Below are 22,589 nucleotides of genomic sequence, written 5' to 3' on the forward strand. Positions count from 1 at the left end.
AAGCTGTCGACTCCAGGAATCCTCATGAATGCCACACTCTCCCTGGCGAGCATCCTCGCCGAACCGGCTCGCCGCCGCCCCGATCATCTCGCGTTGATCGAAGGCAAGCATCGCATCACCTTCGCCGATCTCTGGCGACAGGCACGCGAGCAGGCCGGCGCCCTGATCGCGCGCGGGATCCGTCCCGGTGACCGGGTGGCCCTGCTGTGCCCGAACACCGCCGACTTCCCGCGGGCGTATTTCGCGATCCTCGCCGCGGGCGCGACGGTGGTGCCGGTGCACCTGCTGCTCACCGCGCCCGAGATGGAATACGTGCTGCGCGACAGCGCGGCGGCGCTGCTGATCTGTCATCCGATGGTGGCCGAGACCGGCGCCGCGGCGGCCGCCGGCGCCGGCATCGACGTCGTCGCCCCCGCGGAGCTCGTCGGCGAGGCGATTGCGGCGTTCGTCTCGCGCGGTCCGCTCGACACCGCCGTCGTCTTCTACACCAGCGGGACCACCGGCACGCCCAAGGGCGCCGAGCTCAATCACCTCAACATGGTGATGTGCGCGACGGTGAACACCTTCGACGCCAACGAGGTCCACCGCGACGACATCGCGCTCGGCGCGCTGCCGCTGTTCCATGTCTTCGGACAGACCGTGTCGATGAACTCGCACTGGCGCGTCGGCGGGACGCTGGTGCTGCTGCCGAGATTCGACGCGGCCCAGGCGATCGCGCTGATGGCGGCGGAGAAGGTCAACCTCTTCCACGGGGTGCCCACGATGTACATCGCGCTCATCGAGGCGGCGGCGCGGGCGCCGGAACTGCCCGCACTGAAACTGTGCGTCAGCGGCGGTGCGGCGCTGCCGGTCGCGATCCTGGAGGACTTCGAACGGATCTTCCGCGCGCCGGTGCTCGAGGGCTACGGACTGTCGGAGACCTCGCCGACCGCCGCGGTCAACCAGCCGATCTACGGCGCGGAGGCGGGCACCGTCGGGCATCCGGTCTGGGGCGTCGACGTGGAGATCGCCGACCCCGCGATCAGTGACCGGATCGCGCTGCTGCCGGTCGGCGAGACCGGTGAGGTGGTGGTGCGCGGGCACAATGTGTTCAACGGCTACACCGGCAGACCCGAGGCCACCGCGGCCGCCGTCGTCGACGGCTGGTTCCGCACCGGCGATCTGGGCACCCGCGACGAGACCGGCCGGATCCGGATCGTCGACCGGATCAAGGAGATGATCCTGCGCGGCGGATTCAACGTGTATCCGACGGAGGTCGAGGCCGCGCTGGTACGGCATCCGCGGATCGCGCAGGTCGCGGTGATCGGGGTGCCCGACGAGCACTACGGTGAGGAGATCGTGGCCGTCGTGGTGGCCGACGGCGAGCTGACCGCCGAGGACGTGATCGAGTTCGGTAAGCAACAGGTGGCCCGATACAAGTACCCGCGCCGGGTGGAGTTCGTCACCGAGCTGCCGCTCGGGCCCACCCACAAGGTGCTCAAGCGCGAACTGCGCCGACGCTTCGGAGGAGCGGCATGACCACGGATTTCGCCGATTTCGACGCCCTGCGCGCGGCCGCGGGCACCGAACTCGGCCCCAGCGACTGGATCACGATCGACCAGGACCGGATCGACCGGTTCGCCGAGGCGACCGGCGACCACCAGTGGATCCACGTCGATCCGGTGCGGGCCGCCGCGGGCCCGTACGGCACGACCATCGCGCACGGTTTCCTCACCCTGTCGCTGATCGTGCCGATCACCCAGCAGGTGATGACGGTCAGCGCCGCGAGCGCGGCGATCAACTACGGCCTCGACCGGGTCCGATTCCTCACCCCGGTCCCCGTGGGCAGCCGCATCCGCGGCCGCGTGGCGCTCACCGAGGTCACCGAGGTGCCCGGCGGCGTGCAGGCGCACCGGCGCGTCACCGTGGAACTGGAGGGCGCCGAGCGGCCCGCCTGCGTGGCCGACGCCATCGCCCGCTATCTGAGCTGAATCGTCCGGGGCGGCGGTCTAGTAGCCGTCGCCCTCGGCCAGATAGCGCTCGATCGTCTCGACCTTCGTGGTCAGCGCGTCGGTGACGCCGGGCCGCAGATCGGCCTTGAGCACCAGGCTGCATCGCGGCGCGACGGCGAGGATCGCGTCACAGGCCGACTTCACCACCGCCATCACCTCGTCCCAGTCGCCCTCGATGGTGGTGAACATGGCGTCGGTCCGGTGCGGCAGCCCCGAGGCGCGCACCACGCGGACGGCCGCCGCCACGGCCGCGCCGACCGACCCGTCGGCGTGGGCGGCGCCACTGGGCGCCACGGAGAACGCAACAAGCATGATGGTCCTTTCGCTGCGGGTATCCGGACCATTCTCCCCGCCCGGAGGGTCGGCAACCGTGCGCCGACGCGCCGCGACGGTCAGCCGACCATTACCCTCTATCGGGTGGCGATATCCAAGGTCGAGCGGCTGATGAATCTGGTCATCGCGCTGCTGTCGACCCGGCAGTTCCTGAGCGCCGAGCGCATTCGCGCCAGCGTGGCCGGTTACGAGGACTCCGCGACCGACGAGGCGTTCAGCCGGATGTTCGAGCGCGACAAGAACGAACTGCGCGATCTGGGCATTCCGCTGGAAGTGGGCCCCGTGGGGCGGTTCTCGACACTCGAGGGCTACCGGATCAACCGCGACGCCTACGAACTGCCCGACATCGACCTGTCCAGCGAGGAGGCCGCCGCGGTGGCCGTCGCCGTGCAGATGTGGGCCTCGCCCGAGCTGGCGAGCGCCGCCGAGGGCGCGCTGTTGAAGCTGCGCGCGGCCGGCGTCACCGTCGAGACGGACAACGTCGGGGTGTCGGTACCCGCGGTGCCCGCCCGCACTCGCGGCTCGGAACCGGTGCTGCGCGAGTTGCTCGCGGCGATCGACGCCGGGCAGGCGGTGCGGTTCGGACACCACAGCGCCATCACCGATCCGTTCGTCACCCGCGATGTGGAGCCCTGGGGTGTGGTGACCCGGCACGGTCGCTGGTATCTGGTCGGGCACGACCGCGAGCGAGACGCCGTGCGCACCTTCCGGTTGTCGCGCATCGGTGGCGAGGTCACGCCGTACGGACCGCTCAACGCGGTCCGCAAGCCCGCCGACGCCGACCTGCGCGCCATCGTCGACCGGGTCACCGGCGACGCGCCGGTCACCGGCTCGGCCACCGTCTGGGTCGCCAAGGGCCGCGGTCGCGAGCTGCGCCGCATCGGTACCGAACTCGGTGACCGTGAGCTCGGCGGCCGCGACGGTTCGGTCGTCGAAGTGCCGGTCCGCTCCCGCGACTGGGTGGCCCGGCTGATCACCGGTCTCGGTCCCGATGTCCTCGTGCTGGATCCGCCGGAACTGCGCGCCGACGTGATGAACCGGCTACGGTCGGTACTCGACCACACGGAGGTGGCGTCGTGAGTTCGCGCCTGTCCCTACGCCTTTCGCGCCTGCTGAACATGGTGCCGTACCTGCTCGCGCACCCCGGCATCAGCGCCGCCGAGGCCGCCGCCGAGCTCGGGGTGAGCACCAAACAGCTGATGAGCGACCTCAATCAGCTGTGGATGTGCGGGCTGCCCGGGTACGGGCCCGGCGACCTGATCGACCTGTCGTTCTCCGAGGAGAGCATCGAGGTCACCTTCTCCGCGGGCATCGACCGGCCGCTGCGGCTGACCTCCACCGAGGCGACCGCGCTGCTGGTCGCGCTACGCTCGATCGTGGAGATGCCGGGCATGGTCGACCCGACCGCCGCGCACGCCGCGATCGCCAAGATCGAATCGGCCATCGCCAGCACCGACGCCGTCGTCACCGGCACCCCGGCCGCCGTGCCCGTCGAGCAGCCGGTCGTCGCCACCGTGCGCGCCGCGCTCGCCGACGCCCGCGCCCTGCGCCTGGTGTACTACTCGGCCAGCCGCGACGAGGTCTCCGAACGAATCGTCGACCCGATCCGCGTGGTGCTCGTCGACAACAACAGCTACCTGCAGGCGTGGTGCAGGCAGGCCGAGGGCGTGCGCCTGTTCCGGTTCGACCGGATCGAGGACGCCACCGAACTCGACGAACCGGCCCGTCCGCCCAGCCACGCCGCCGCCGACGCGGCCGCCCTCGACCTGTTCCAGGACGACCCCGACGTGCCGCTGGCCCGGCTGCGCATCCGCGCCGACTACGCCTGGGTGCTCGACCAGTACCCGATGCACCGCATCGAGTCGCGCCCCGACGGCAGCATCGAGGCGGGCATGCGCTTCGCCTCCGCCGACTGGATGGCCCGCCTGCTGCTCGGCTTCGGCACCGGCGTCAGCGTGCTCGGCCCGCCGGACCTGGTGGCGGCGGTGCGTGACCGCGCCGACGCCGCCCTGGCCGCTTACGCGGCCGCCGGACTGCCCGGGGAGACCGAAACCGCGTGAACCAGCGAGTACTGGTCCTCGGCGCGGGCAGCATCGGGGTCTTCATCGGCGGACATCTGGCCGCGGCCGGGCTGGACGTGATCTTCGTCGGCCGCCAGCGCGTGCTCGACGACATCGCCGAGCACGGACTGCACCTGACCGACCTCGACGGCGGGTCGATCGACGTGTCGCCGGATCGCTTCGGGCTGGCCCTGGAACCGGACGAGCCGGAACTGGCCGACCTCGTCCTGGTCACCGTGAAATCCGCCGCCACCGCCTCGGTCGTCCGGACCGTCGCGGGCAGGCTGCGCCCCGGCACGCCGGTGGTGAGCCTGCAGAACGGCATCGGCAACGACACCCTGATCCGGGACATCCTGCCCACCAGCGTCGTGCTGCCCGGCATGGTCCCGTTCAATGTGGTGCACCGCGGCAACGGGCGCTTCCACCGGGGCAGCGACGGCGTCGTCGCGATCCAGGACGACCCGGTGGTCGACCGGTTCGCCGAGCAGTTCCGGGCCGCGGGCCTGCCGCTGCGCCGCTATCGCGACCTGCGTCCGGTGCAGTGGGCCAAGCTGCTGCTCAACCTCAACAACCCGATCAACGCGCTGTCCGGGCGGCCGCTGCGCGAGGAACTCGCCGAGCGCGACTACCGGCGTTGCCTCGCGCTCGCCCAGGCCGAAGCCCTCGCGGTGATGAACACTGCGCGAATTCGTCCCGCCCAGCTGACGGCGATCCCGCCGGAACTCATGGTGCATCTGCTGCGTGTTCCCGACGTCGTCTTCCGCCGGGTCTTCGGCCGGGTCCTGGCCATCGATCCGCTGGCTCGCTCCTCGATGGCCGACGACCTCGCCCTGGGCAGGCGGACGGAAATCGCGTGGTTGTGCGGCGAAATCGTGCGCCTCGGTGAGATGGTCGGGCGGCCGACACCGGTCAATCGCAGGCTCACCGAGCTGATCCGCCGAGCCGAATCGGGGGACACCCGCCGGTTCACCGGCAGCCGGTTGTTCGCCGAGCTGACCGGGGCGGCGTCCGCCGTCCAGGGTTGAACGCGTGGCGAACACCGCTGCGGGTGACCGGTCACCACGGTCCGAGTGCAGGTAGCATCGGTAATCACCACAGTCTTTGGAGGTATCTGATAATGGGCACGTTCAGCTGGACGCACCTGCTGATCATCGCGTTGCTGTTCGTCCTGCTCTTCGGCGCGAAGCGGCTGCCGGACGCGGCGCGCGGTCTCGGCCGGTCGCTGCGGATCTTCAAGAGCGAGGTCGGGCAGATGCAGTCGGAGTCGGCCACCCCGGCCACCCCGCCGACCGCCACCCCGGCGCCGCAGCAGCAGCTGCCCGCCTCGGCCCCGCAGGCGCAGACTCCGATCGTCGAACCGCAGCAGGGCCAGAAGTCGGCCTGACCTCGGTGTTCACCCCCGGAGCGAGACAACCGCTCCGGGGCTGAGTGCTGTTGTCGAGCATCCGCCGGACCGAGGGTTAGAGGCCACCACCCACCATGCGCATTCCATTCGATCCACGGCGCAGCAAGCGCAGGACGAATCCCGACGGCACCATGTCGTTGGTCGAGCACCTGCAGGAACTGCGCACCCGGCTGTTGCTGGCGCTGGCCGCGATCGCGGTCACCACGCTCGTCGGCTTCTTCTGGTACGCGCACCCGTTCTTCGGCATCGAGAGCCTGGGCGAGATCCTGCGCGGACCGTACTGTGCGCTGCCCGAGTCGGCCAGGGCGAGTCTGAGCCCCGACGGCGCCTGCCGCCTGCTGGCGACCGCGCCCTTCGAACAGTTCATGCTGCGCTTGAAGGTCGGCTTCACCGCCGGTGTCGTGATGGCGGCGCCGTTCTGGCTGTACCAACTGTGGGCCTTCATCACCCCCGGCCTCTACGCCAAGGAACGCCGCTACGCGGTCGGGTTCGTGGTGTCGGGCACCGTGCTGTTCGTGACCGGCGCCGTGCTGGCCTACGTCGTCGTCTCGCACGCGTTGTCGTTCCTGTTGACCATCGGTGACAACGTCCAGATCACCGCGCTCAGTGGTACCCAGTACTTCGGCTTCATCATCCAGCTGCTGATCATCTTCGGTGTCAGCTTCGAGACGCCGCTGGTCATCATCGGGCTGAACCTGGTCGGCGTGCTGCCGTACGTGAAGCTCAAGGCGTGGCGGCGCGGCATCATCTTCGGCCTGTTCGTCTTCGCGGCGATCGTGACCCCGCAGGACCCGTTCTCGATGCTGGCGCTGGCGATCGCGCTGACGGTGCTGTTCGAATTGGCGGTGCAGTTCGCCCGGTTCAACGACGCCCGCCGGGCCCGTCGCGCGGTGAACGAGGGCTGGGGCGCGCTGTCGGACGAGGAAGCCTCCCCGCTGGACACGCCGGATCCGGTGCGGCCCGCGGACCCGGTCGCCGACCCGGAGAAAACCACACGCCCGGTGTCGGACTACTCCGATACGCTCTGACGGGTGACCGATTCTCCCGCGCGGGCCAACGAGTTGGCGCAGTTCGCCAGCGAAATCTCTTTCGATCTCGACCCTTTCCAGCGGACCGCCTGCGCGGCGCTGGAGGACGGGCACAGCGTGCTCGTGTGCGCCCCGACCGGCGCGGGCAAGACGATCGTCGGTGAGTTCGCGGTCCATCTCGCGCTGGCCTCGGGCGGCAAATGCTTCTACACCACGCCGATCAAGGCGCTGTCGAACCAGAAGTTCGCCGACCTGACCGCGCGCTACGGCCGCGACAGCGTCGGCCTGCTCACCGGGGACCAGTCGATCAACCCCGACGCGCCCGTGGTCGTGATGACCACCGAGGTGCTGCGCAACATGCTCTACGCGTCCTCGGATTCGCTGCGGGGACTGTCCTATGTCGTGATGGACGAGGTGCACTACCTGGCCGACCGGTTCCGCGGCGCGGTGTGGGAGGAAGTCATCCTGCACCTGTCGGCGGACGTGCGCCTGGTGAGCCTGTCGGCGACGGTGTCCAACGCCGAGGAGTTCGGCGCGTGGATGGAGACCGTGCGCGGTGACACCGCCGTGGTGGTCGACGAGACCAGGCCGGTGCCGCTGTGGCAGCACGTGATGGTCGGCCGGCGGATGTTCGACCTGTTCGACACCAAGTCCAGCGACCAGAAGGTGCTGGTCGACGAGGACCTGGTGCGGTTCATCCGCCAGCGCGAGGCCGCCGACCGGATGCAGGGCTACGGCGGTCCGCGCGGGCGCGGTGGTCGCGGCAACTTCCGCCCGCTGCCACGTCCGGAGGTGCTGGCTCGCCTCGACGAGGAAGGCCTGCTGCCGGCGATCACCTTCATCTTCAGTCGTGCGGGCTGCGACGGCGCGCTGGCCCAGTGCCTGCGCGCCCGCCTCGACCTGAGCAGGCCCGACGACGCCGCCCACATCGACGAGATCATCGAGAAGCACACCGGCGACCTGCCCAAGGGCGACCTCGAGGTGCTCGGCTACTGGGAATGGCGCGAGGCGCTGCACCGCGGTCTGGCCGCCCACCACGCCGGCATGCTGCCCGCGTTCCGGCACACCGTCGAGGAGCTGTTCGTCAAGGGCCTGGTGCGGGCCGTGTTCGCCACCGAGACGCTGGCGCTCGGCATCAACATGCCCGCGCGGACCGTCGTGCTCGAGCGCCTGGTGAAGTTCAACGGTGAATCGCACGCCGAACTGACGCCGGGGGAGTACACCCAGCTCACCGGTCGGGCGGGCAGGCGCGGCATCGACGTCGAAGGCCACGCGGTGGTGCTGTGGCAGCCCGAGGTCGACACGAGCGCGGTCGCGGGCCTGGCCTCCACCCGCACCTATCCGCTGCGCAGTTCCTTCCGCCCCGGGTACAACATGTCGATCAATCTGATCGACCGGATGGGCGCGCAGGAGGCGCGAGCGCTGCTCGAGCGGTCCTTCGCCCAGTTCCAGGCCGACCGGTCGGTCGTCGGGCTGGTGCGCGGCATCGAACGCAACCAGGGCGCGATGCGCAAACTGGAGAGCCAGCTCGGTGGCGTCGACGGCGGGTTCATGGAGTACATGTCGCTGCGCGAGCGGATCAAGCAGCGCGAGCGCGAGATCCAGCAGCAGGGTCGCGCCGATCGACGCGGTGCCGCCGTCAAGGCCCTGATCGAACTGCGCCGCGGTGACGTGGTGGCGATTCCGTCGGGCAGGCGGGCCGGGCTCGCGGTGATCCTGGAACCCGACCAGACTCCCGGCGACCCGCGTCCGCTGGTACTCACCGAGGACCACTGGGCGGGCCGGGTCTCGGCGGCGGACTTCCCCGTGCCCGCCGAAGCGCTCGGGCACATGCGGTTGCCACGGCGCGTCGATCACCGCACCGCGCGCATCCGCCGCGACCTGGCCTCGGCGCTGCGTAGCACCGGGATCTCCGCGCCGGGCAGGCGCAGGCGCAACGATCACACGCGCGGCGGCGAGGACCGTGAACTGTCCACGCTGCGCCGCAGCCTGCGCTCGCACCCGGCGCACAACCGGCCCGACCGCGAACAGCTCAGCCGCACCGGCGAGCGCTACGCCCGGCTGGCGCGCGAGACCGAGTCGATGCGCCAGAAGGTTGCCGCGACGACGAATTCGCTGGCGCGCACCTTCGACCGGATCGTCGGGCTGCTCGAGGAACGGGGGTTCGTCGAGCACGGCGAGGTGACCGCCGACGGCAGGCGGCTGGCCCGGATCTACGCCGAGAGCGATCTGGTGGTCGCCGAGGTGTTGCGTCAGGGGCTGTGGCGCGGGCTGGGTCCGGCCGAACTCGCGGCCGTCGTCTCCACGCTGGTCTACGAGTCGCGCCAGGAAGGCGGGTTCCTCACCGCGTCCGGCCCGACCGAACCGATCCGCCGGGCGGTCGGCGCGACCATCGAGGTGTGGACCCAGCTGCGCTCCGACGAGGCGCGGCACAAGCTGCCGCCGACCCGCGAACCCGACCTCGGTTTCGTCACCGGCGTGTACAAGTGGGCTCGCGGCGACGCATTGGCCGAGGCGTTGCTGGCCAGTGGCGATCAGGGCACGCCGCTGTCGGCGGGCGATTTCGTGCGCTGGTGCAGGCAGGTCATCGACCTGCTCGACCAGATCCACAACACCGCCGACGACCCCGAGGTCGCGGCCACCGCCGCCAAGGCGGTCCGTGCCGTTCGGCGGGGTGTCGTTGCGGTGGACGCCGCGTAGTGGATATGTCTGTGATTTGATTTCTTGGCGTACCGACCGTGATGGCGGAGTCGTGCGAAAGCGGCTGGCCTGGCGCGGGGGGCTACCGTATGTACAACGATGCGAGTGGAGGCGAGTGGATGAGCGGCCCGTACGGACCGAATGGCCCAGGGGAGGGAAGCAACGATCCCACCCAGCACTGGGGAGGTCAGCAGGGGGCCGGTGGCGCCGGTCCCACCCAGCACTGGGGTGGTGGGCAGCAGCCGCAGCAGGCCCAGCCCACCCAGCACTGGGGTGACCCGAACGCGCAGCAGCCGCAGCCGCAGCCGCAGTGGGGTCAGCAGCCGCAGCAGCCTGCCCAGCAGCCGCAGTGGGGACAGCAGCCGCAGCAGCCGACCGGCCCGCAGCAGCAGTGGGGGCAGACCCAGCCGCCGCCGCAGGACTGGAACGCCCAGGGCGCCAACGCCGGGCAGCAGTGGGGTCAGCAGCCGCAGCAGCAGTGGGGACAGCAGCCGCAGCAGCCCGGTCAGCAGCAGTGGGGCCAGCAGCCCCCGTCGTCCGGCGGCAAGGGCAAGGGCCTGGTGATCGGTCTGATCGCGGCGGGCGTGCTGGTGCTCGCCGCCGTCGTCGGTCTGCTCCTGGTCGTGTTCTCCTCCGACGAACTCGACTCCGCCGCCGTGCAGGACGGCGTCTCGCGCGTGCTGAAGGACTCCTACGGCATCGCCGACGTTTCCGACGTGTCGTGCCCCTCGGGTCAGGAGGTGAAGGTCGACGCGACCTTCACCTGCGATCTGAAGGTCAGCGGTGAGGCGAAGAAGGTCACCGTCAAGATCACCAAGGACGACGGCACCTACGAGGTCGGTCGCCCGAACTAGGCTGCCGCACCAACGATGTCCGGGCCGTCCGCGGGTACGCGGGCGGCCCGGACATCGTGTCAGCAGTGGGCCGCCGTCAGCGCGGTGACGAGCCGGGTGATCGGGCTCTCGGCGTTGTAGGCGCTCGCCAGGGCGAGCAGCCGATCGGGGTCGGCCGGGGTCGCGGGCAGCGTGTCGGGCCCGGACAGGATCACCTCGGCATCGCGCACCACCTGCACGACCGGCGCGGCGACCTTCAGGTAGTCCTGGGCCGCAACCAGTTTCGCCCGCACCCCCTTGGCGAGGTCGGATCCGGGATCGTCGACCGCGGCCAGCAGGGCGTCGAGCGAACCGAACTTCGAGATCAGCTGCGCGGCGGATTTGTCGCCGATGCCGGCGACACCGGGCAGTCCGTCGGAGGCGTCGCCGCGCAGGGTCGCCATGTCGGCGTAGGCGGGTCCCGCGTTCTGTTCCGGCACACCGTATTTCGCCGACACCTCGACGGGGCCGAACAGTTCGGCCTTGGCCAGGCCGCGGCCCGCGTAGAGGACTCGCACCGGCGGCGTGGGCTCGTCGCGGACCAGCTGCAGCAGATCGCGGTCACCGCTGACGACGACCACCGGATCGGTGCGTTCCCGGGTGGCCAGCGTGCCGAGCACGTCGTCGGCTTCGAGCCCCTCGGCCCCGCCGGTGGCGATCCCGGCGGCCGCGAGCACCTCGAGGATCATCTCGACCTGTGGGGTGAGCGTGTCGGGCACCTCCTCGGCGCCCGGTGCCGCGCCGGAGCTGGTGTCGAGCCGGTGCGCCTTGTACGACGGCACCAGCGCCACCCGGAACGGCGGCCGCCAGTCCAGGTCGAGCCCGACCACCAGCCTGCTCGGCCGGTGCTTGGTGATCAGCGAAGCCACCATGTCGGTGAATCCGCGCAGCGCGTTCACCGAGCGTCCGTCGTCGGCCCGGAGCTTGTCGGGGATCGCGTAGTAGGCGCGGAACCACAGGCTGGCGCCGTCGAGGATCAGCAGGGGCCCACGGGAGGTCTGGTCAGCGGTCACGGGGTCGATTGTGCCCCGAAAGCTCCGTCCGGCGCCCGCCGCGCGGCACGCGCGTCCGGTGCCAGAGAGATCACGCCGTCCTGGGCGCGTGCGCCCGCGGCGGGTAACGTCGGACCCTATGAGCGCGCACACGGATGCCAGGTTCGCGGCGAATGTCTACGGTCAGCGGCTGGAGCGGGCGGTCGAACTGATGCGCGCGGCGCATCTGGACGCCCTGCTCATCACCCCGGGTCCCGATCTGCGGTACCTCATCGGATCGGCCGCCGAATCCTTCGAACGGCTCACCTGCCTGGTGATTCCCGCCGACGGCTCGACACCCTCGGTGGTGATCCCGAAACTCGAGCTGGCCTCGCTCGACGGCTCGGCCGCCGGTGAGCTCGGTCTGCAGATCCTGGACTGGGTCGACGGCGTCGACCCGTATCAGCTGGTGCGCTCGACCCTGCACGCCGGCTCGCGCATCGCCGTCGCCGACGCCATGCCCGCGCTGCACCTGATCCCGCTCGCGGAATCGACCACCGGCCTGCCCGCCTCGGCGACGCCCGTGCTGCGGCAGTCGCGGATGATCAAGGACGAGGCCGAGATCGAGGCGCTGCGCCGGGCGGGCGCCGCCATCGACCGGGTGCACGCCAGGATGGGCGAATTCCTGCGTCCCGGCCGGACCGAGGTCGAGGTGGGCGCCGACATCGCCGCCGCCATCGTCGAGGAGGGCCATACCGAGGCGGCGTTCGTCATCGTCGGCAGCGGCCCGCACGGCGCCGACCCGCACCACGGCGTCTCCGACCGGGTGATCGAGGCCGGGGACGTCGTCGTCATCGATATCGGCGGCCCCGTCGAACCCGGCTACTTCTCCGACTCCACCCGCACCTACGTGCTCGGGTCGCCGAGCAAGCAGGTCGCCGAGCAGATGGCGCTGCTCGAGGCCGCCCAGGCCGCCGCGGTGGCCGCGGTTCGCCCGGGGGTGACCGCGGAGTCCATCGACGCGGCCGCGCGCACCGTGCTGGCCGACGCGGGCCTGGGCGACGCCTTCGTGCACCGCACCGGCCACGGCATCGGCCTGTCGGTGCACGAGGAGCCCTACATCGTGGCGGGCAACGACCTGGTGCTCGAGTCGGGTATGGCGTTCAGCATCGAACCCGGCATCTACTTCCGCGGGAAGTGGGGCGCCCGGATCGAGGACATCGTGGTCGTCACCGCCGACGGCGCCGAGTCGATGAACAACCGCCCGCACGGTCTGACCGTCCTGTAGGCGGCGCGGGCTACTTCAGGGTGCTCGACGACAGCACCCGGCGCACCTGGATCGCCACCACGACACGGGTCGGGTTCTCCCGTGGCACCCGGTAGCGGGCGGTGTAGCGGCGCACGGCCTCGGCCACGTCGTCGGCCTCGGTGAGCACGGTCGCCGGTCCTTCGAGGGTGAGCCAGCGCGGCCCCTCGACCTGACTCACCGCCGCGTATCCGCCCCGTGCGGCGTTGCGCGCCTTCACCGACGCGCCGTCGGTGATCACTCGCGCGATCCCGCTGTCGGGATCCCAGGTGAAGCCCACCGCGACCACGTGCGGGGTGCCGTCGGCGCGCAGGGTCGTCAGGGTGGCCAGGTGCCGCTCGGTGACGAAGTCGAGGGCGGCGGCGGAGAGCTGTGTCGTGGCGGTCGGCATGGGGGAAACGGTAGTCGGGGCGATCGGCGTCGCGCCGCACGGGTTTGGGCTCCGGCCACCCGATGTCCCGCCTCGGCGGCGGATGACAGACTGAGCCCATGGGAACGCAGCAGAACGAGGGACCGGTGCTGGTCCTGGGCGGGCGCAGTGAGATCGGCGTCGAGGTGGCGCGCCGACTGGCGCCCGGACGGGTGGTGATCCTGGCCGCCCGCCGGTCCGGCGCGCTGGACGCCGAGATCGAGCAGGTACGCGCGGCCGGCGCGACCGCCGTGCACACCGTGGAATTCGACGCCGACGACACCGCCACGCACGCCCCGCTGCTGGAGAAGATCGCCGCCGAGCACGGCGGCATCGGCACGGCCGTGGTGGCTTTCGGCGTGCTCGGCGATCAGGCACGCGCCGAACAGGATCCGGCGCACGCGGTCGCGGTCGTGCACACCGACTACGTCGCCCAGGTCAGCATCCTGACCACGCTCGCGACGCTGCTGCGGGCCCAGGACGCCGGGCAGATCGTGGTGTTCAGCTCCATCGCCGGGGTGCGGGTGCGCCGCGCCAACTACGTCTACGGTTCGGCCAAAGCGGGACTCGACGGCTTCGCGAGCGGGCTCGGTGACGCTCTGCACGGCACCGGCGTCCAGCTGCTGCTGGTCCGGTCGGGCTTCGTGATCGGCCGGATGACCACCGGCATGGAACCCGCGCCGATGGCCAGCACCCCCGGTCAGGTCGCCGACGCCGTCGTGCGTGCCCTGGGCAAGGGCAAGACCTCCGTGGCGGTGCCCGGCAGGCTCGCGGTGATGTTCTTCGTGATGCGGCTGATGCCGCGGTTCGTGTGGCGCCGGATGCCGCGGTGACCGAGTCGGCCTGGGCGGGTTCCCCGATCGTCGTCCTCGGCATCGGCGCCGACGGCTGGTCCGGGCTCGGTGAGCCGGCACGCACCGCCATCGCCGCGTGCGAGGTCGTCTTCGGTTCGCCGCGTCAGCTGGCCCTGCTCCCGCCGGGCGACGCCGAAGCGGTGCCGTGGCCGAGTCCGCTGCTGCCCGCCCTGCCGGAGTTGTTCGCGCGCAACGCCGATCGGCGCATCGGCGTGCTCGCCAGCGGCGACCCCATGTTCTACGGCATCGGTGTCACCCTGGCCCGCCGCTTCGGCGCGCGGTCGCTGCGGGTGTTTCCGCAGCCGTCCTCGGCGTCGCTGGCGTGTGCCCGGCTGGGCTGGCCGCTGGCCGAGGTCCCCGTGGTGAGCGTGGTTGCCCGGCCGTTGCCCACGGTGCTGCCCGAACTGGCCGAGGGCCGCAGAGTGCTGGTGCTCAGCGAGGACGAGTCCACGCCGCCGCTGCTGGCGCGGTTGTTGCGCGACAACGGGTTCGGCGCGTCCACGCTCACCGTGCTCGAACAGCTGGGCGGGCCCGCCGAACGGGTGGTCACCGGCACCGCGGCACGCTGGGCCCATCCGGACGGCGACCCGCTCAACGTCGTCGCGATCGACTGCGTCGCCGAGCCCGGCGGCCGTCGGGACACCCGCCTGCCCGGACTGCTCGACTCCGCCTTCAGCGGCGACGGTCAGCTCACCAAAGCCGAGGTCCGGGCCCTGACGGTCACCGCGCTGGCCCCGGCGCCCGGCGAGACGCTGTGGGATGTCGGCGGTGGCTCCGGCAGCATCGCGATCGAATGGTGTCGCACCCATCCGCTGTGCCGGGCCGTCACCTTCGAACGGCTCCCCGCGCGCCGCGAACAGATCGCGGTGAATGCCGCCGCGCTCGGCGTTCCCGGAATAACGGTTGGAGGCGAGGTGCGCTCGGAGTTTGCCCAGCGGGAATTCCCGGCACCGGACGCGATATTTCTCGGCGGCGGGCTCACCCAGGACGGCGTGTTCGAGCAGTGCTGGCAGCGGCTGCGTCCGGGCGGTCGCCTGGTCGCCAACGCGGTCACCGCGGAATCGGAAGCGCAGCTGCTGGACTGGACCGCCACCCACGGCGGCGCCCTGCGGAAATTCCAGATCTACCGGGGTGAACCGCTCGGTGGGTTCACCGCGTGGCGGCCGCACCTCCCGGTCGCCCAGTGGATCGTCACAAAACCCGCTGGTTAGCGGCGCGCGACCCGGAATTTCCGATCACGGACAAATCACGCGCAGATCACGGTGACGGCGTTCACGCAGGGTCCCGACGCCCTGAAAGTTACGAACCGAAGGTGTAAGAAGCGTGCCTCGGGGGTAGGGTCGTGGCCGTTCCGGGTAAATCCCGCCGGTTCTCTTTTTTCATGATGGGAAGTGACATGAAGTACGCGAAGTTCACCGCACCCGCGCGCCCGTTGCTGGTCGAGGCGGGTTCGGCCGACGTCTGCGGGCAGTTCTGAGGGTCCTGATCCTCGGCGGCACGGGCGAGGCCCGGGAGCTGGCGCGGATCGCGTCCGGTGAACGGGGACTCGATATCGTGTCCTCCCTCGCCGGGCGGGTCGCCCAGCCGCGGTTGCCCGTCGGTCCGGTGCGCATAGGTGGGTTCGGTGGTGTCGAGGGCCTCCGAACCTGGCTACGCGAGAACGCGATCGACGCCGTCGTGGACGCGACCCATCCCTTCGCGGCGCAGGTCAGCTCGCATGCGGCGACCGCGGCGGACGATGTCGGCATCCCGGCGCTGCACCTGCGGCGCCCCGAATGGGTGCAGCGTCGCGGTGACCTGTGGACGCGGGTGCCCGATCTGAGGTCGGCCGCCGCCGCGCTGGCCGCGCACGGCGAACAGGTGCTGCTCACCATCGGCAGGCAGGGCGTCGGCGCCTTCGCCGGCTGCGGGCGGCACCGGTTCGTCATCCGCTCGATCGACGCACCCGCGGCACCACTGCCCCCGCGCTACGAATTGCTGCTGGCCCGGGGGCCGTTCACCTTCGACGACGAACTGGTGCTGATGTCCCGGCACCGGATCGATGTGCTGGTCACCAAGAACAGCGGTGGCGAGCAGACCGAGGCGAAGATCTTCGCGGCCCGCACGGCGGGCCTGCCGGTGGTGATGATCGACCGGCCGCCGCTGCCCGCGGGCGCGGTGACGGTGGAGGAGGTCGGCGCCGCCGTGGACTGGCTGCACGACGCCGCGTCACCTCGGGTGCGCTGAGCCGCTCACTGCGGTCGCGGCCCGGTGAAGATGTGCGGGAGCTGGTCGAACCAGTGCAGGACCGCCCGTTCGTAGGCGATGCCGAATTCGAGGGTGGCGCGCTGGTGCGGGGCGAGCGCGGTGGGGTCCTCGTCGAGGTAGCGGTCGAGCCGATCCTGGTGGATGTTCTTGTTGGCGGCGATGATCCGATCGCGATGCGCCGGCTCGAGATGTTCGCCGAAGGACAGCGTGAGCAGCAGCGGCACCCGGATCGTCTCGGCGCCGGGATCGCGGGCGATCCATTCGGCGAAGGCCTCGCGGCCGGTGTCGGTGATCCGGTAGGGCGTGCGTTCCCTGGCGCCGCGTTCGCCCTTGGTCACCAGGCCGGCGGCGTCCATGGTGGTCAGCTCGCGGTAGACCTGACTCTGGGTGATCGTCCAGAAGTCGCCGATCCGTTGCTGGGCCTGGGTCGCGAGGTCCCAGCCCGACATCGGGCCTTCGTGCAGGAACCCCAGTAGCGAGGCCGCGGTGGAGTTCAGCGGGCGGCGTCGAGTCGCGGTATCGGTCAACGGTCAACTCCCTTCGAACGACATTCCTAAGTGGAATGTTACGCCTGGGTGCGCTGTCCACCAAGACCGCAGGTGTTGCGGTGTGTTCGCCGGTGCGGCGGTGACCCGGTCGACCGTCGTGCGGGTCACCGCCGCGCGGCTCGATCAGCGCGAGGCGAGGGTGACGGTGTCGCCGTCGCCGAGCTGGTACTGCGCGAGCGAGGTGCCGTCGACGAGCTCGACGTCACCGTCGACCAGCAGTCGCTGCTGCTCCACGGGGATGCCGGTCTGCTCCTCGACGAGCACCTTCAGGGTGTCGACGGGCGCCGCCGCGTCGACGGTGACCGCGAAACCGGCCCCGTCGGCGTTCGTGACCGCCAGCGTGAGCGACTCCGCGATCGGTGCCGCGGGCGCGCCGGGCAGACCGGGCGAGGCGGGCGCAGCAGGGGCCGCGGGCGCTCCCGATACCCCGGGAGCCGAGGATTCACCCGGTGCCGCGGATTCGCCCGGTGTCGCGGGGGCGCCGGGTGTCGCGGGTGCGCTGGGAGGCGGTGGTGCGGGCTGTGCCGACGCGATGGCGGGGACGACCAGGGCCGCGACCGGCGCGGCCAGTACCACCGCGGTCAGTCCGGTCGCCACCGCGTGGCGTAAGGAAGTGGTGCGACGTGCGTGGTGCTGAACTCTCATCGTGGTGAGTCCTTTCATCGTCCGCGAGGACGCGTTGGGGAATCGAACCAGGAAACGAGATGTCACGCTTGTGCCATGGCGGGACGGGCCCGCCGCACCCCAGTGTGCCACCGCACACCCGGGATCCGGCTGACCTCGCGGGTGTCCTCGTGGCGGGCGGCCGTGCTAGACGGTCGTGCCGTAGCGCCGGGAGGTGAACACGCGGGTGCCCTCCCTGGTCTGGAACGCGGCGGTGGTCGACGAGCCGATGATCAGCAGCGTCCGCATGTCGACCTCGTCGGGATCGAGCTCGCCGAGGGTGATCACCCGGACCGATTCGGTCGGCCCGCCGACATCGCGCCCGAGCACCACCGGCGTCTCCGGCGCCCGGTGCGCCAGCAGCACATCGCGCATGGCGCCCACCTGCCAGCGGCGTTGCGAGGAGGCCGGGTTGTAGATGGCGATCGCCATATCGGCGGCCGCGACGGCCGAAAGACGCTGGGCGACAACGTCCCACGGCTTGAGGCGATCGGAGAGCGAGATCATCGCGTAGTCGTGCCCGAGCGGCGCGCCCACCCGGCTCGCGACGGCATTGGCCGCGGTCAGGCCGGGCAGGACCCGCACCGGCACCTGCTCGAACTGCGGCTCGGCCGACACCTCGAGGACCGCGGCGGCCATCGCGAACACCCCGGGATCGCCCGAGGACACGACCGCGACCCTGGCGCCCCGCTTGGCCAGATCCAGCGCCATGGCGGCCCGTTCGGATTCGACCTTGTTGTCGCTGGCGTGCCTGCGCTGACCCGGCCGCACGGGCACGCGGTCGATGTAGGTGGTGTAGCCGACGAGGTCGGTCGCTTCGGCCAGTGCGGTGGTGACCTCCGGTGTCGTCCACGCGGTGTCGCCGGGGCCGAGCCCGACCACGACGACCTCGCCCGCCGTCGCGGGAGCGGCCGGGGTGGCCTGGGTGGCGCGCGCGGCCTTGTCGCGGGCGACGATCGGCGTCGTCGGTGCCGGACCGGGCACCAGGGTGATCGCGAAGTAGGGCACGTCGGCCGCGTCGACGTCGGCGGCGGCCATCACCCGTTCGCGGGTGCTGCTGGCCCGCTCCACGTAGTAGGCGTCGTCGAGTCGGCCGGAGTCCGACAGTGCCTGGCGCACACCGGGATAGGTGCGGCCGAGCTTCATGATCGCAGCGGCGTCGGTATCGCGCAGCCGGCGGGTGAGCTCCTCGACCGGCATCGTGCCCGGGAGCACGGTGAGCACCTGCTCGCCTTCGACCAGCGGGGTGCCCAGCGCCGCCGACGCCGCGCTGACCGAGGTGATGCCGGGGACGATCTCGGCCTCGAACCGGTCGGCCAGCCGGCGATGCATGTGCATGTAGGAGCTGTAGAACAGTGGGTCACCGGCGGCCAGCAGGGCCACGGAGCGCCCGGCGGCCAGGTGCACGGCGAGCCGGGCGGCGGCCTGCTCGTAGAACTCGTCGATCGCGCCCTGATAGCCGCCGGGATGGTCGGTGGTCTCGGTGGTCACCGGGTAGACCAGGTGCTCCTCGATCTGGCCCGGGCGCAGGTAGGGCTCCGCGATCCCGCGCGAGATGCTGCGACCGTGCCGGGCGCTGTGGAAGGCCACCACATCGGCGGCGGTGATCAGGCGGGCCGCCTTCACCGTCACCAGTTCGGGATCGCCGGGGCCCAGGCCGATGCCCCACAGTTTGCCGGTGCTGATCTCGCTCATTCCTGTTCGCTCGCGATCGCGTTGAGGGCCGAGGCGGTGATCGCGCTGCCACCGCGACGGCCACGTACGGTGAGGTATTCGATCCCGCCGAAGTCGATGAGCGCCTGCTTGGATTCGGCGGCGCCGATGAAGCCGACCGGGATGCCGATGATCGCGGCGGGCGTCGGCGCGCCCGCGTCGAGCATGTCGAGCAGGTGGAACAGCGCGGTGGGGGCGTTGCCGATGGCGACCACGGCGCCGTCGAGCTGATCGCGCAGCAGTTCCAGCGCGGCCACCGACCGGGTGTTGCCCAGCTCGGCGGCGAGCGCGGGCACCCGTGGGTCGGTGAGGTTGCACAGCACCGCGTTGTCGGCGGGCAGGCGCTTGCGGGTGACGCCCGAGGCGACCATGTTCGCGTCGCAGATGATCGGCTTGCCCGCGTGCAGCGCGGCGCGCGCGGCGGCGACCACGCCGGGCGAGTAGGCGATGTCGGCGGCCAGATCGACCTGCCCGCAGCCGTGGATCATGCGCACCGCGACCCGCTCGACATCGGCGGGGAAACCGGCCAGGTCGGCTTCGGCGCGGATCGTCGCGAACGAGCGCCGATAGATCTCGGCCCCGTCGGTGAGGTAGCTGGTACGCACATCGGACATGCGGACAACCCTAGAACCTGTGTCCGACCGCCTTTCCGTCGCGGTGCTTCAGGTGCGCGGCCGCTCGAGGATGCGGGACATCACCAGCGAGCTGCGGGTGCGGCCGACGCGCGCGTTCTCCCTGATCCGCTCGACCGTCACCTCGATCTCGGCCATGTCGGTGGCCATCACGTGCACCAGCGCGTCGGCCTCGCCCGCGATCGTCCACACCCCGACGACCTGCGGTATCGGTTCCAGGGTGCGGCGCAGCTCGGCGGGGGAGATGTTGTCGCGGTAGTAGACCTCCACGTACGCCTCGGTCGTCCAGCCCAGCGCGGCCGGATTCACCTGCGCGGTGAACCCGGTGATCTGCCCGCTGGCGACCATCTTGTCCACCCGCCGCTTCACCGCCGGGGCCGACAGCCCGACCACCGCGCCGATCTCCTGGAACGAGGCGCGCGCGTGGGTGAGCAGCACCGACAGGATGCGCCGATCGATATCGTCCACGTCACTCCTTCGCCCGGCGAAACACAAGATTTCTCCATTCTGGCATCGAAATGCGCAACGAATCGGTGTTCCCCGTGCAACGCGCGCACATTTACCTTCGTAGGAACTATCGATCCGCGCAGCCACCGGGAGTCCTGATGACCGCCGCAGCCCCTCTTCGCGCCACCCCGTCCGCGCGGGTCGCCCCGGCGCCCGCGCGGGTCGCCACCCCGCGCCGCTATGTCATGTGCAGGCCCGACCACTTCGCGGTCGCCTACGCGATCAATCCGTGGATGGATCCCGCCGCGCCCGTGGACCGCGCCCGCGCGCTGGCCCAGTGGGAGATTCTGCGGGCGGTGCTCGAGGACCACGGGCACACCGTGGAGACCGTGCCCGGCGAGCCCGGCCTGCCCGACATGGTGTTCGCCGCCAACAGCGGGATCGTGATCGGCGGGCACGCGCTCTCGGCCCGCTTCGCCCACCCCGAACGGGCCGCCGAGGGCCCGGCGTTCCATCGCTGGTTCGCGGCCAGGGAACTGCGCGCGCTCGCGCCCGCGGCCGAGACCAACGAGGGCGAGGGCGATTTCGCCTTCGCCGGCCGGCGGATCCTGGCCGGGGTCGGCTTCCGCTGCTCGCTGTCCGCGCACGCCGAGGTCGAGCGGTACTTCGAGTTGCCGGTGGTGTCGCTGGAACTCATCGATCCGCGCTTCTATCACCTCGACACCGCGCTGATGGTGCTCGACGACTCGACCATCGCCTACTACCCGGGCGCGTTCGGTCCGGCCGCCCGCGACGTGCTGGCCGCGCTCTACCCGGACGCGATCCTGGCCGAGGAGAACGACGCGCTCTCGTTCGGCCTCAACGGCGTCAGCGACGGTCACCACGTCTTCCTCGACCCGGGCGCCACCGGTCTCATCGCGGCCCTCCGGGAACGGGGTTTCGCGCCGGTGCCGGTCGACCTGTCCGAACTGCGCAAGGGCGGCGGCGGGGTGAAGTGCTGTGTGCTGGAGCTGCACACCCGCCGCGACACGACCGCCGGGTAGCCGGGACCGGGCGCGCACCGGCCACATACTGTCCGGGTGGCACACCCGGAGGAGACCACGGCGGAACGGCGCGCCAGCTGGACCGAACTGTTCTTCGATCTCGTCGCCGTCGCGGGGATCGGCCAGCTCACGCACCTGCTGCACCGGGGTCCCTCGCTGAGCGAGTTCGGCCTGTACGTGCTGCTCTCGCTCGCGTTCTGGGTGGTGTGGGCCTGTGTCACCGTGTACAGCAACGTCGCGGGCGAGCAGGCGCGCACCGCGCTGGTGTTCGGTTGCATGTTCGGCCTGTGCGTGATGATGGCCTCGGTCGACGGGATGCCCGACCAGCACGCGAACGTCTTCGCCGCGATCTACGTGTTGGTCCGGATCGCGTCGTCCTCGGAGTGGGGACGCGGCCAGGTGGTGGTGGACTGGCCGATCGCGCAGATCGGCTCAGGGACGCTGCCGTGGGTGATCTCGCTGTGGGTGCCCGCGCCGTGGAAGTTCGTGCTGTGGGGTGCCGGCCTCGCGATCGACCTGTGGGTGATGTTCACCGTCGACGCCGAACGCTTGATGCTCGAGACGCAGCGACGGGTGCGCGCCCGAGTGCGCCGTCGTCGTCCGGGCGCGCCCCGGCCGCCGCGTCGTCGGTTGCCGCACCTGCAGATGCTGCACGCGGATCCGGGGCATCTGGGCGAGCGCCTCGGTCAATACCTGATCATCGTGCTCGGTGAGGGCGTGATCTCGGTGATCGCGGCGGTGGCGGTGGAGGAGTGGACCGTGCCGGTCGCGGTGATCGGGGTCTGCGCCTTTCTGTGCCTGCTCGGCATGTGGGGCCTGACGCTGCACTACGGGTTCGTGCCGCGGATGATGGACGCCTCGACCGCCACCATCGACGTGACCCGGCATCGGGTGATGGCCACCCACTGCGCGCTGAGCGTGGCGGTGGCCACCGTCGCGGCCGGGCTCGGGCTGGTCGCCGCGCATCCGTCCGGGCACCTGCCCGCGGGCATCGGCTGGGTCCTCGGCGGCGGCGCCGCGGCGTTCTTCCTGGTCTGCGGTCTGGGCGGGCTCGCCAGCGCGGGCCCCCGCTGGTTGCTGCGCTGGCCGCTGCCGTGCCTGCTGGCCGCGCTGGTGCTGGCCTGGGCCGCACCGCACCTCGGCGGAATGTGGCTGGTGGTCGGGGTGATGGTCACGCTGACGGTGGCGGTGGTGTCGGAGACTGTGCGCGCGCGTCGCCCGATTCGCGCGTAGCGCCTCCGTGCGCCGGTGCGGATCGCCGCACCCGCGCACGGACCGCGCGGGTGATCACACGAATTAGGTGCCACCCTCGCGCAGCAGGTACGCGTCGGCGAACATATTTCCCATCGCCCCCCCGCCCAGCACCC

23 protein-coding genes are annotated in these 22,589 nt (G+C 71.1%); 15 read left to right on the plus strand and 8 right to left on the minus strand.

The annotated features are described in order from the left end of the window. The first annotated feature begins 24 nt into the window (after window positions 1-24). Window positions 25-1,518 (plus strand): long-chain fatty acid--CoA ligase, encoded by a 1,494-nt coding sequence (locus ACIO52_RS15415; protein WP_402644380.1) that lies wholly within the window; start codon window positions 25-27, stop codon window positions 1,516-1,518. Beyond that, a complete protein-coding gene (locus ACIO52_RS15420; RefSeq protein ID WP_218718309.1) occupies window positions 1,515-1,970 on the plus strand; it encodes a MaoC family dehydratase in 456 nt (151 codons plus the stop codon). The genes ACIO52_RS15415 and ACIO52_RS15420 overlap by 4 nt, the downstream gene beginning before the upstream one ends. 18 nt (window positions 1,971-1,988) lie before the next feature. Here ACIO52_RS15420 and ACIO52_RS15425 read toward each other — a convergent pair whose 3' ends face one another. Next, complete coding sequence (locus tag ACIO52_RS15425) at window positions 1,989-2,303, minus strand: thiamine-binding protein (RefSeq protein WP_218718308.1); 315 nt, start codon at window positions 2,301-2,303, stop codon at window positions 1,989-1,991. Window positions 2,304-2,408: 105 nt separating this feature from the next. Here ACIO52_RS15425 and ACIO52_RS15430 point away from each other — a divergent pair, with 105 nt between their 5' ends. From ACIO52_RS15430 to ACIO52_RS15460, 7 genes are all read left to right on the plus strand, one after another. Further along, window positions 2,409-3,404, plus strand: a complete 996-nt coding sequence (locus tag ACIO52_RS15430) for a YafY family protein (protein ID WP_218718307.1) — start codon at window positions 2,409-2,411, stop codon at window positions 3,402-3,404. After that, window positions 3,401-4,384, plus strand: a complete 984-nt coding sequence (locus ACIO52_RS15435; protein WP_218718306.1) for a YafY family protein — start codon at window positions 3,401-3,403, stop codon at window positions 4,382-4,384. Before ACIO52_RS15430 ends, ACIO52_RS15435 begins: the two co-directional genes overlap by 4 nt. Beyond that, complete coding sequence (locus ACIO52_RS15440; protein ID WP_218718305.1) at window positions 4,381-5,409, plus strand: 2-dehydropantoate 2-reductase; 1,029 nt, start codon at window positions 4,381-4,383, stop codon at window positions 5,407-5,409. Before ACIO52_RS15435 ends, ACIO52_RS15440 begins: the two co-directional genes overlap by 4 nt. 92 nt (window positions 5,410-5,501) lie before the next feature. Next, window positions 5,502-5,768, plus strand: a complete 267-nt coding sequence (tatA, locus tag ACIO52_RS15445; RefSeq protein ID WP_218718304.1) for a Sec-independent protein translocase subunit TatA — start codon at window positions 5,502-5,504, stop codon at window positions 5,766-5,768. 95 nt (window positions 5,769-5,863) lie between these two features. Continuing rightward, window positions 5,864-6,817, plus strand: coding sequence for a twin-arginine translocase subunit TatC (gene tatC / locus ACIO52_RS15450; protein WP_316575161.1), 954 nt, complete (start codon window positions 5,864-5,866; stop codon window positions 6,815-6,817). Window positions 6,818-6,820: 3 nt separating this feature from the next. Continuing rightward, entirely contained in the window at window positions 6,821-9,517 is a 2,697-nt protein-coding gene (locus ACIO52_RS15455; protein WP_218718302.1) for an RNA helicase, read from the plus strand. Window positions 9,518-9,636: 119 nt separating this feature from the next. Beyond that, the gene (locus tag ACIO52_RS15460; protein WP_402644386.1) at window positions 9,637-10,371 is read left to right on the plus strand and encodes a DUF4333 domain-containing protein; all 735 of its coding nucleotides are present in this window, start codon (window positions 9,637-9,639) and stop codon (window positions 10,369-10,371) included. 59 nt (window positions 10,372-10,430) lie between these two features. On the opposite strand, the gene ACIO52_RS15465 is transcribed toward ACIO52_RS15460, so the two are convergent. Beyond that, on the minus strand, window positions 10,431-11,402 hold the full coding sequence (locus ACIO52_RS15465) for a 5'-3' exonuclease H3TH domain-containing protein (protein ID WP_402644388.1): 972 nt from the start codon (window positions 11,400-11,402) through the stop codon (window positions 10,431-10,433). Between the two features lie 118 nt (window positions 11,403-11,520). On the opposite strand from ACIO52_RS15465, the gene ACIO52_RS15470 reads away from it, so the two are divergent. Then, on the plus strand, window positions 11,521-12,648 hold the full coding sequence (locus ACIO52_RS15470; protein WP_402644391.1) for a M24 family metallopeptidase: 1,128 nt from the start codon (window positions 11,521-11,523) through the stop codon (window positions 12,646-12,648). Window positions 12,649-12,658: 10 nt separating this feature from the next. Here ACIO52_RS15470 and ACIO52_RS15475 read toward each other — a convergent pair whose 3' ends face one another. Continuing rightward, window positions 12,659-13,057 carry a TIGR03618 family F420-dependent PPOX class oxidoreductase gene (locus ACIO52_RS15475; protein WP_402644394.1) on the minus strand — a complete coding sequence of 133 codons (399 nt, stop codon included), beginning with the start codon at window positions 13,055-13,057 and terminating at the stop codon, window positions 12,659-12,661. 98 nt (window positions 13,058-13,155) lie between these two features. Between ACIO52_RS15475 and ACIO52_RS15480 the strand changes: the two genes are divergently transcribed. From ACIO52_RS15480 to ACIO52_RS15490, 3 genes are all read left to right on the plus strand, one after another. Next, complete coding sequence (locus ACIO52_RS15480; protein WP_218718297.1) at window positions 13,156-13,908, plus strand: SDR family NAD(P)-dependent oxidoreductase; 753 nt, start codon at window positions 13,156-13,158, stop codon at window positions 13,906-13,908. Next, entirely contained in the window at window positions 13,887-15,140 is a 1,254-nt protein-coding gene (gene cbiE, locus ACIO52_RS15485) for a precorrin-6y C5,15-methyltransferase (decarboxylating) subunit CbiE (RefSeq protein WP_402644397.1), read from the plus strand. The genes ACIO52_RS15480 and cbiE overlap by 22 nt, the downstream gene beginning before the upstream one ends. 262 nt (window positions 15,141-15,402) lie before the next feature. After that, window positions 15,403-16,155 (plus strand): cobalt-precorrin-6A reductase, encoded by a 753-nt coding sequence (locus ACIO52_RS15490; protein ID WP_402644460.1) that lies wholly within the window; start codon window positions 15,403-15,405, stop codon window positions 16,153-16,155. A gap of 5 nt (window positions 16,156-16,160) precedes the next feature. Here the strand turns inward: ACIO52_RS15490 and ACIO52_RS15495 are convergent, their stop codons facing one another. From ACIO52_RS15495 to ACIO52_RS15515, 5 genes are all read right to left on the minus strand, one after another. Beyond that, window positions 16,161-16,703: a PadR family transcriptional regulator gene (locus ACIO52_RS15495; RefSeq protein ID WP_218718295.1), complete on the minus strand. Its 543-nt coding sequence runs from the start codon at window positions 16,701-16,703 to the stop codon at window positions 16,161-16,163. Window positions 16,704-16,847: 144 nt separating this feature from the next. Further along, window positions 16,848-17,369 (minus strand): ubiquitin-like domain-containing protein, encoded by a 522-nt coding sequence (locus tag ACIO52_RS15500; RefSeq protein ID WP_218718294.1) that lies wholly within the window; start codon window positions 17,367-17,369, stop codon window positions 16,848-16,850. 165 nt (window positions 17,370-17,534) lie between these two features. Then, complete coding sequence (locus ACIO52_RS15505) at window positions 17,535-19,082, minus strand: precorrin-2 C(20)-methyltransferase (protein WP_316575156.1); 1,548 nt, start codon at window positions 19,080-19,082, stop codon at window positions 17,535-17,537. After that, the gene (locus ACIO52_RS15510; RefSeq protein ID WP_218718292.1) at window positions 19,079-19,714 is read right to left on the minus strand and encodes a precorrin-8X methylmutase; all 636 of its coding nucleotides are present in this window, start codon (window positions 19,712-19,714) and stop codon (window positions 19,079-19,081) included. Before ACIO52_RS15510 ends, ACIO52_RS15505 begins: the two co-directional genes overlap by 4 nt. 48 nt (window positions 19,715-19,762) lie before the next feature. Continuing rightward, a complete protein-coding gene (locus ACIO52_RS15515; RefSeq protein ID WP_218718291.1) occupies window positions 19,763-20,200 on the minus strand; it encodes an Lrp/AsnC family transcriptional regulator in 438 nt (145 codons plus the stop codon). Window positions 20,201-20,337: 137 nt separating this feature from the next. Here ACIO52_RS15515 and ddaH point away from each other — a divergent pair, with 137 nt between their 5' ends. Together ddaH and ACIO52_RS15525 are read left to right on the plus strand one after the other, a co-directional pair. Further along, window positions 20,338-21,222 carry a dimethylargininase gene (gene ddaH, locus ACIO52_RS15520; RefSeq protein WP_342800816.1) on the plus strand — a complete coding sequence of 295 codons (885 nt, stop codon included), beginning with the start codon at window positions 20,338-20,340 and terminating at the stop codon, window positions 21,220-21,222. A gap of 36 nt (window positions 21,223-21,258) precedes the next feature. Beyond that, window positions 21,259-22,455, plus strand: a complete 1,197-nt coding sequence (locus ACIO52_RS15525) for a low temperature requirement protein A (RefSeq protein WP_402644404.1) — start codon at window positions 21,259-21,261, stop codon at window positions 22,453-22,455. The last annotated feature ends 134 nt before the right edge of the window (window positions 22,456-22,589 follow it).

Source organism: Nocardia sp. NPDC087230, from assembly GCF_044744725.1.
Lineage (GTDB): Bacteria > Actinomycetota > Actinomycetes > Mycobacteriales > Mycobacteriaceae > Nocardia > Nocardia canadensis.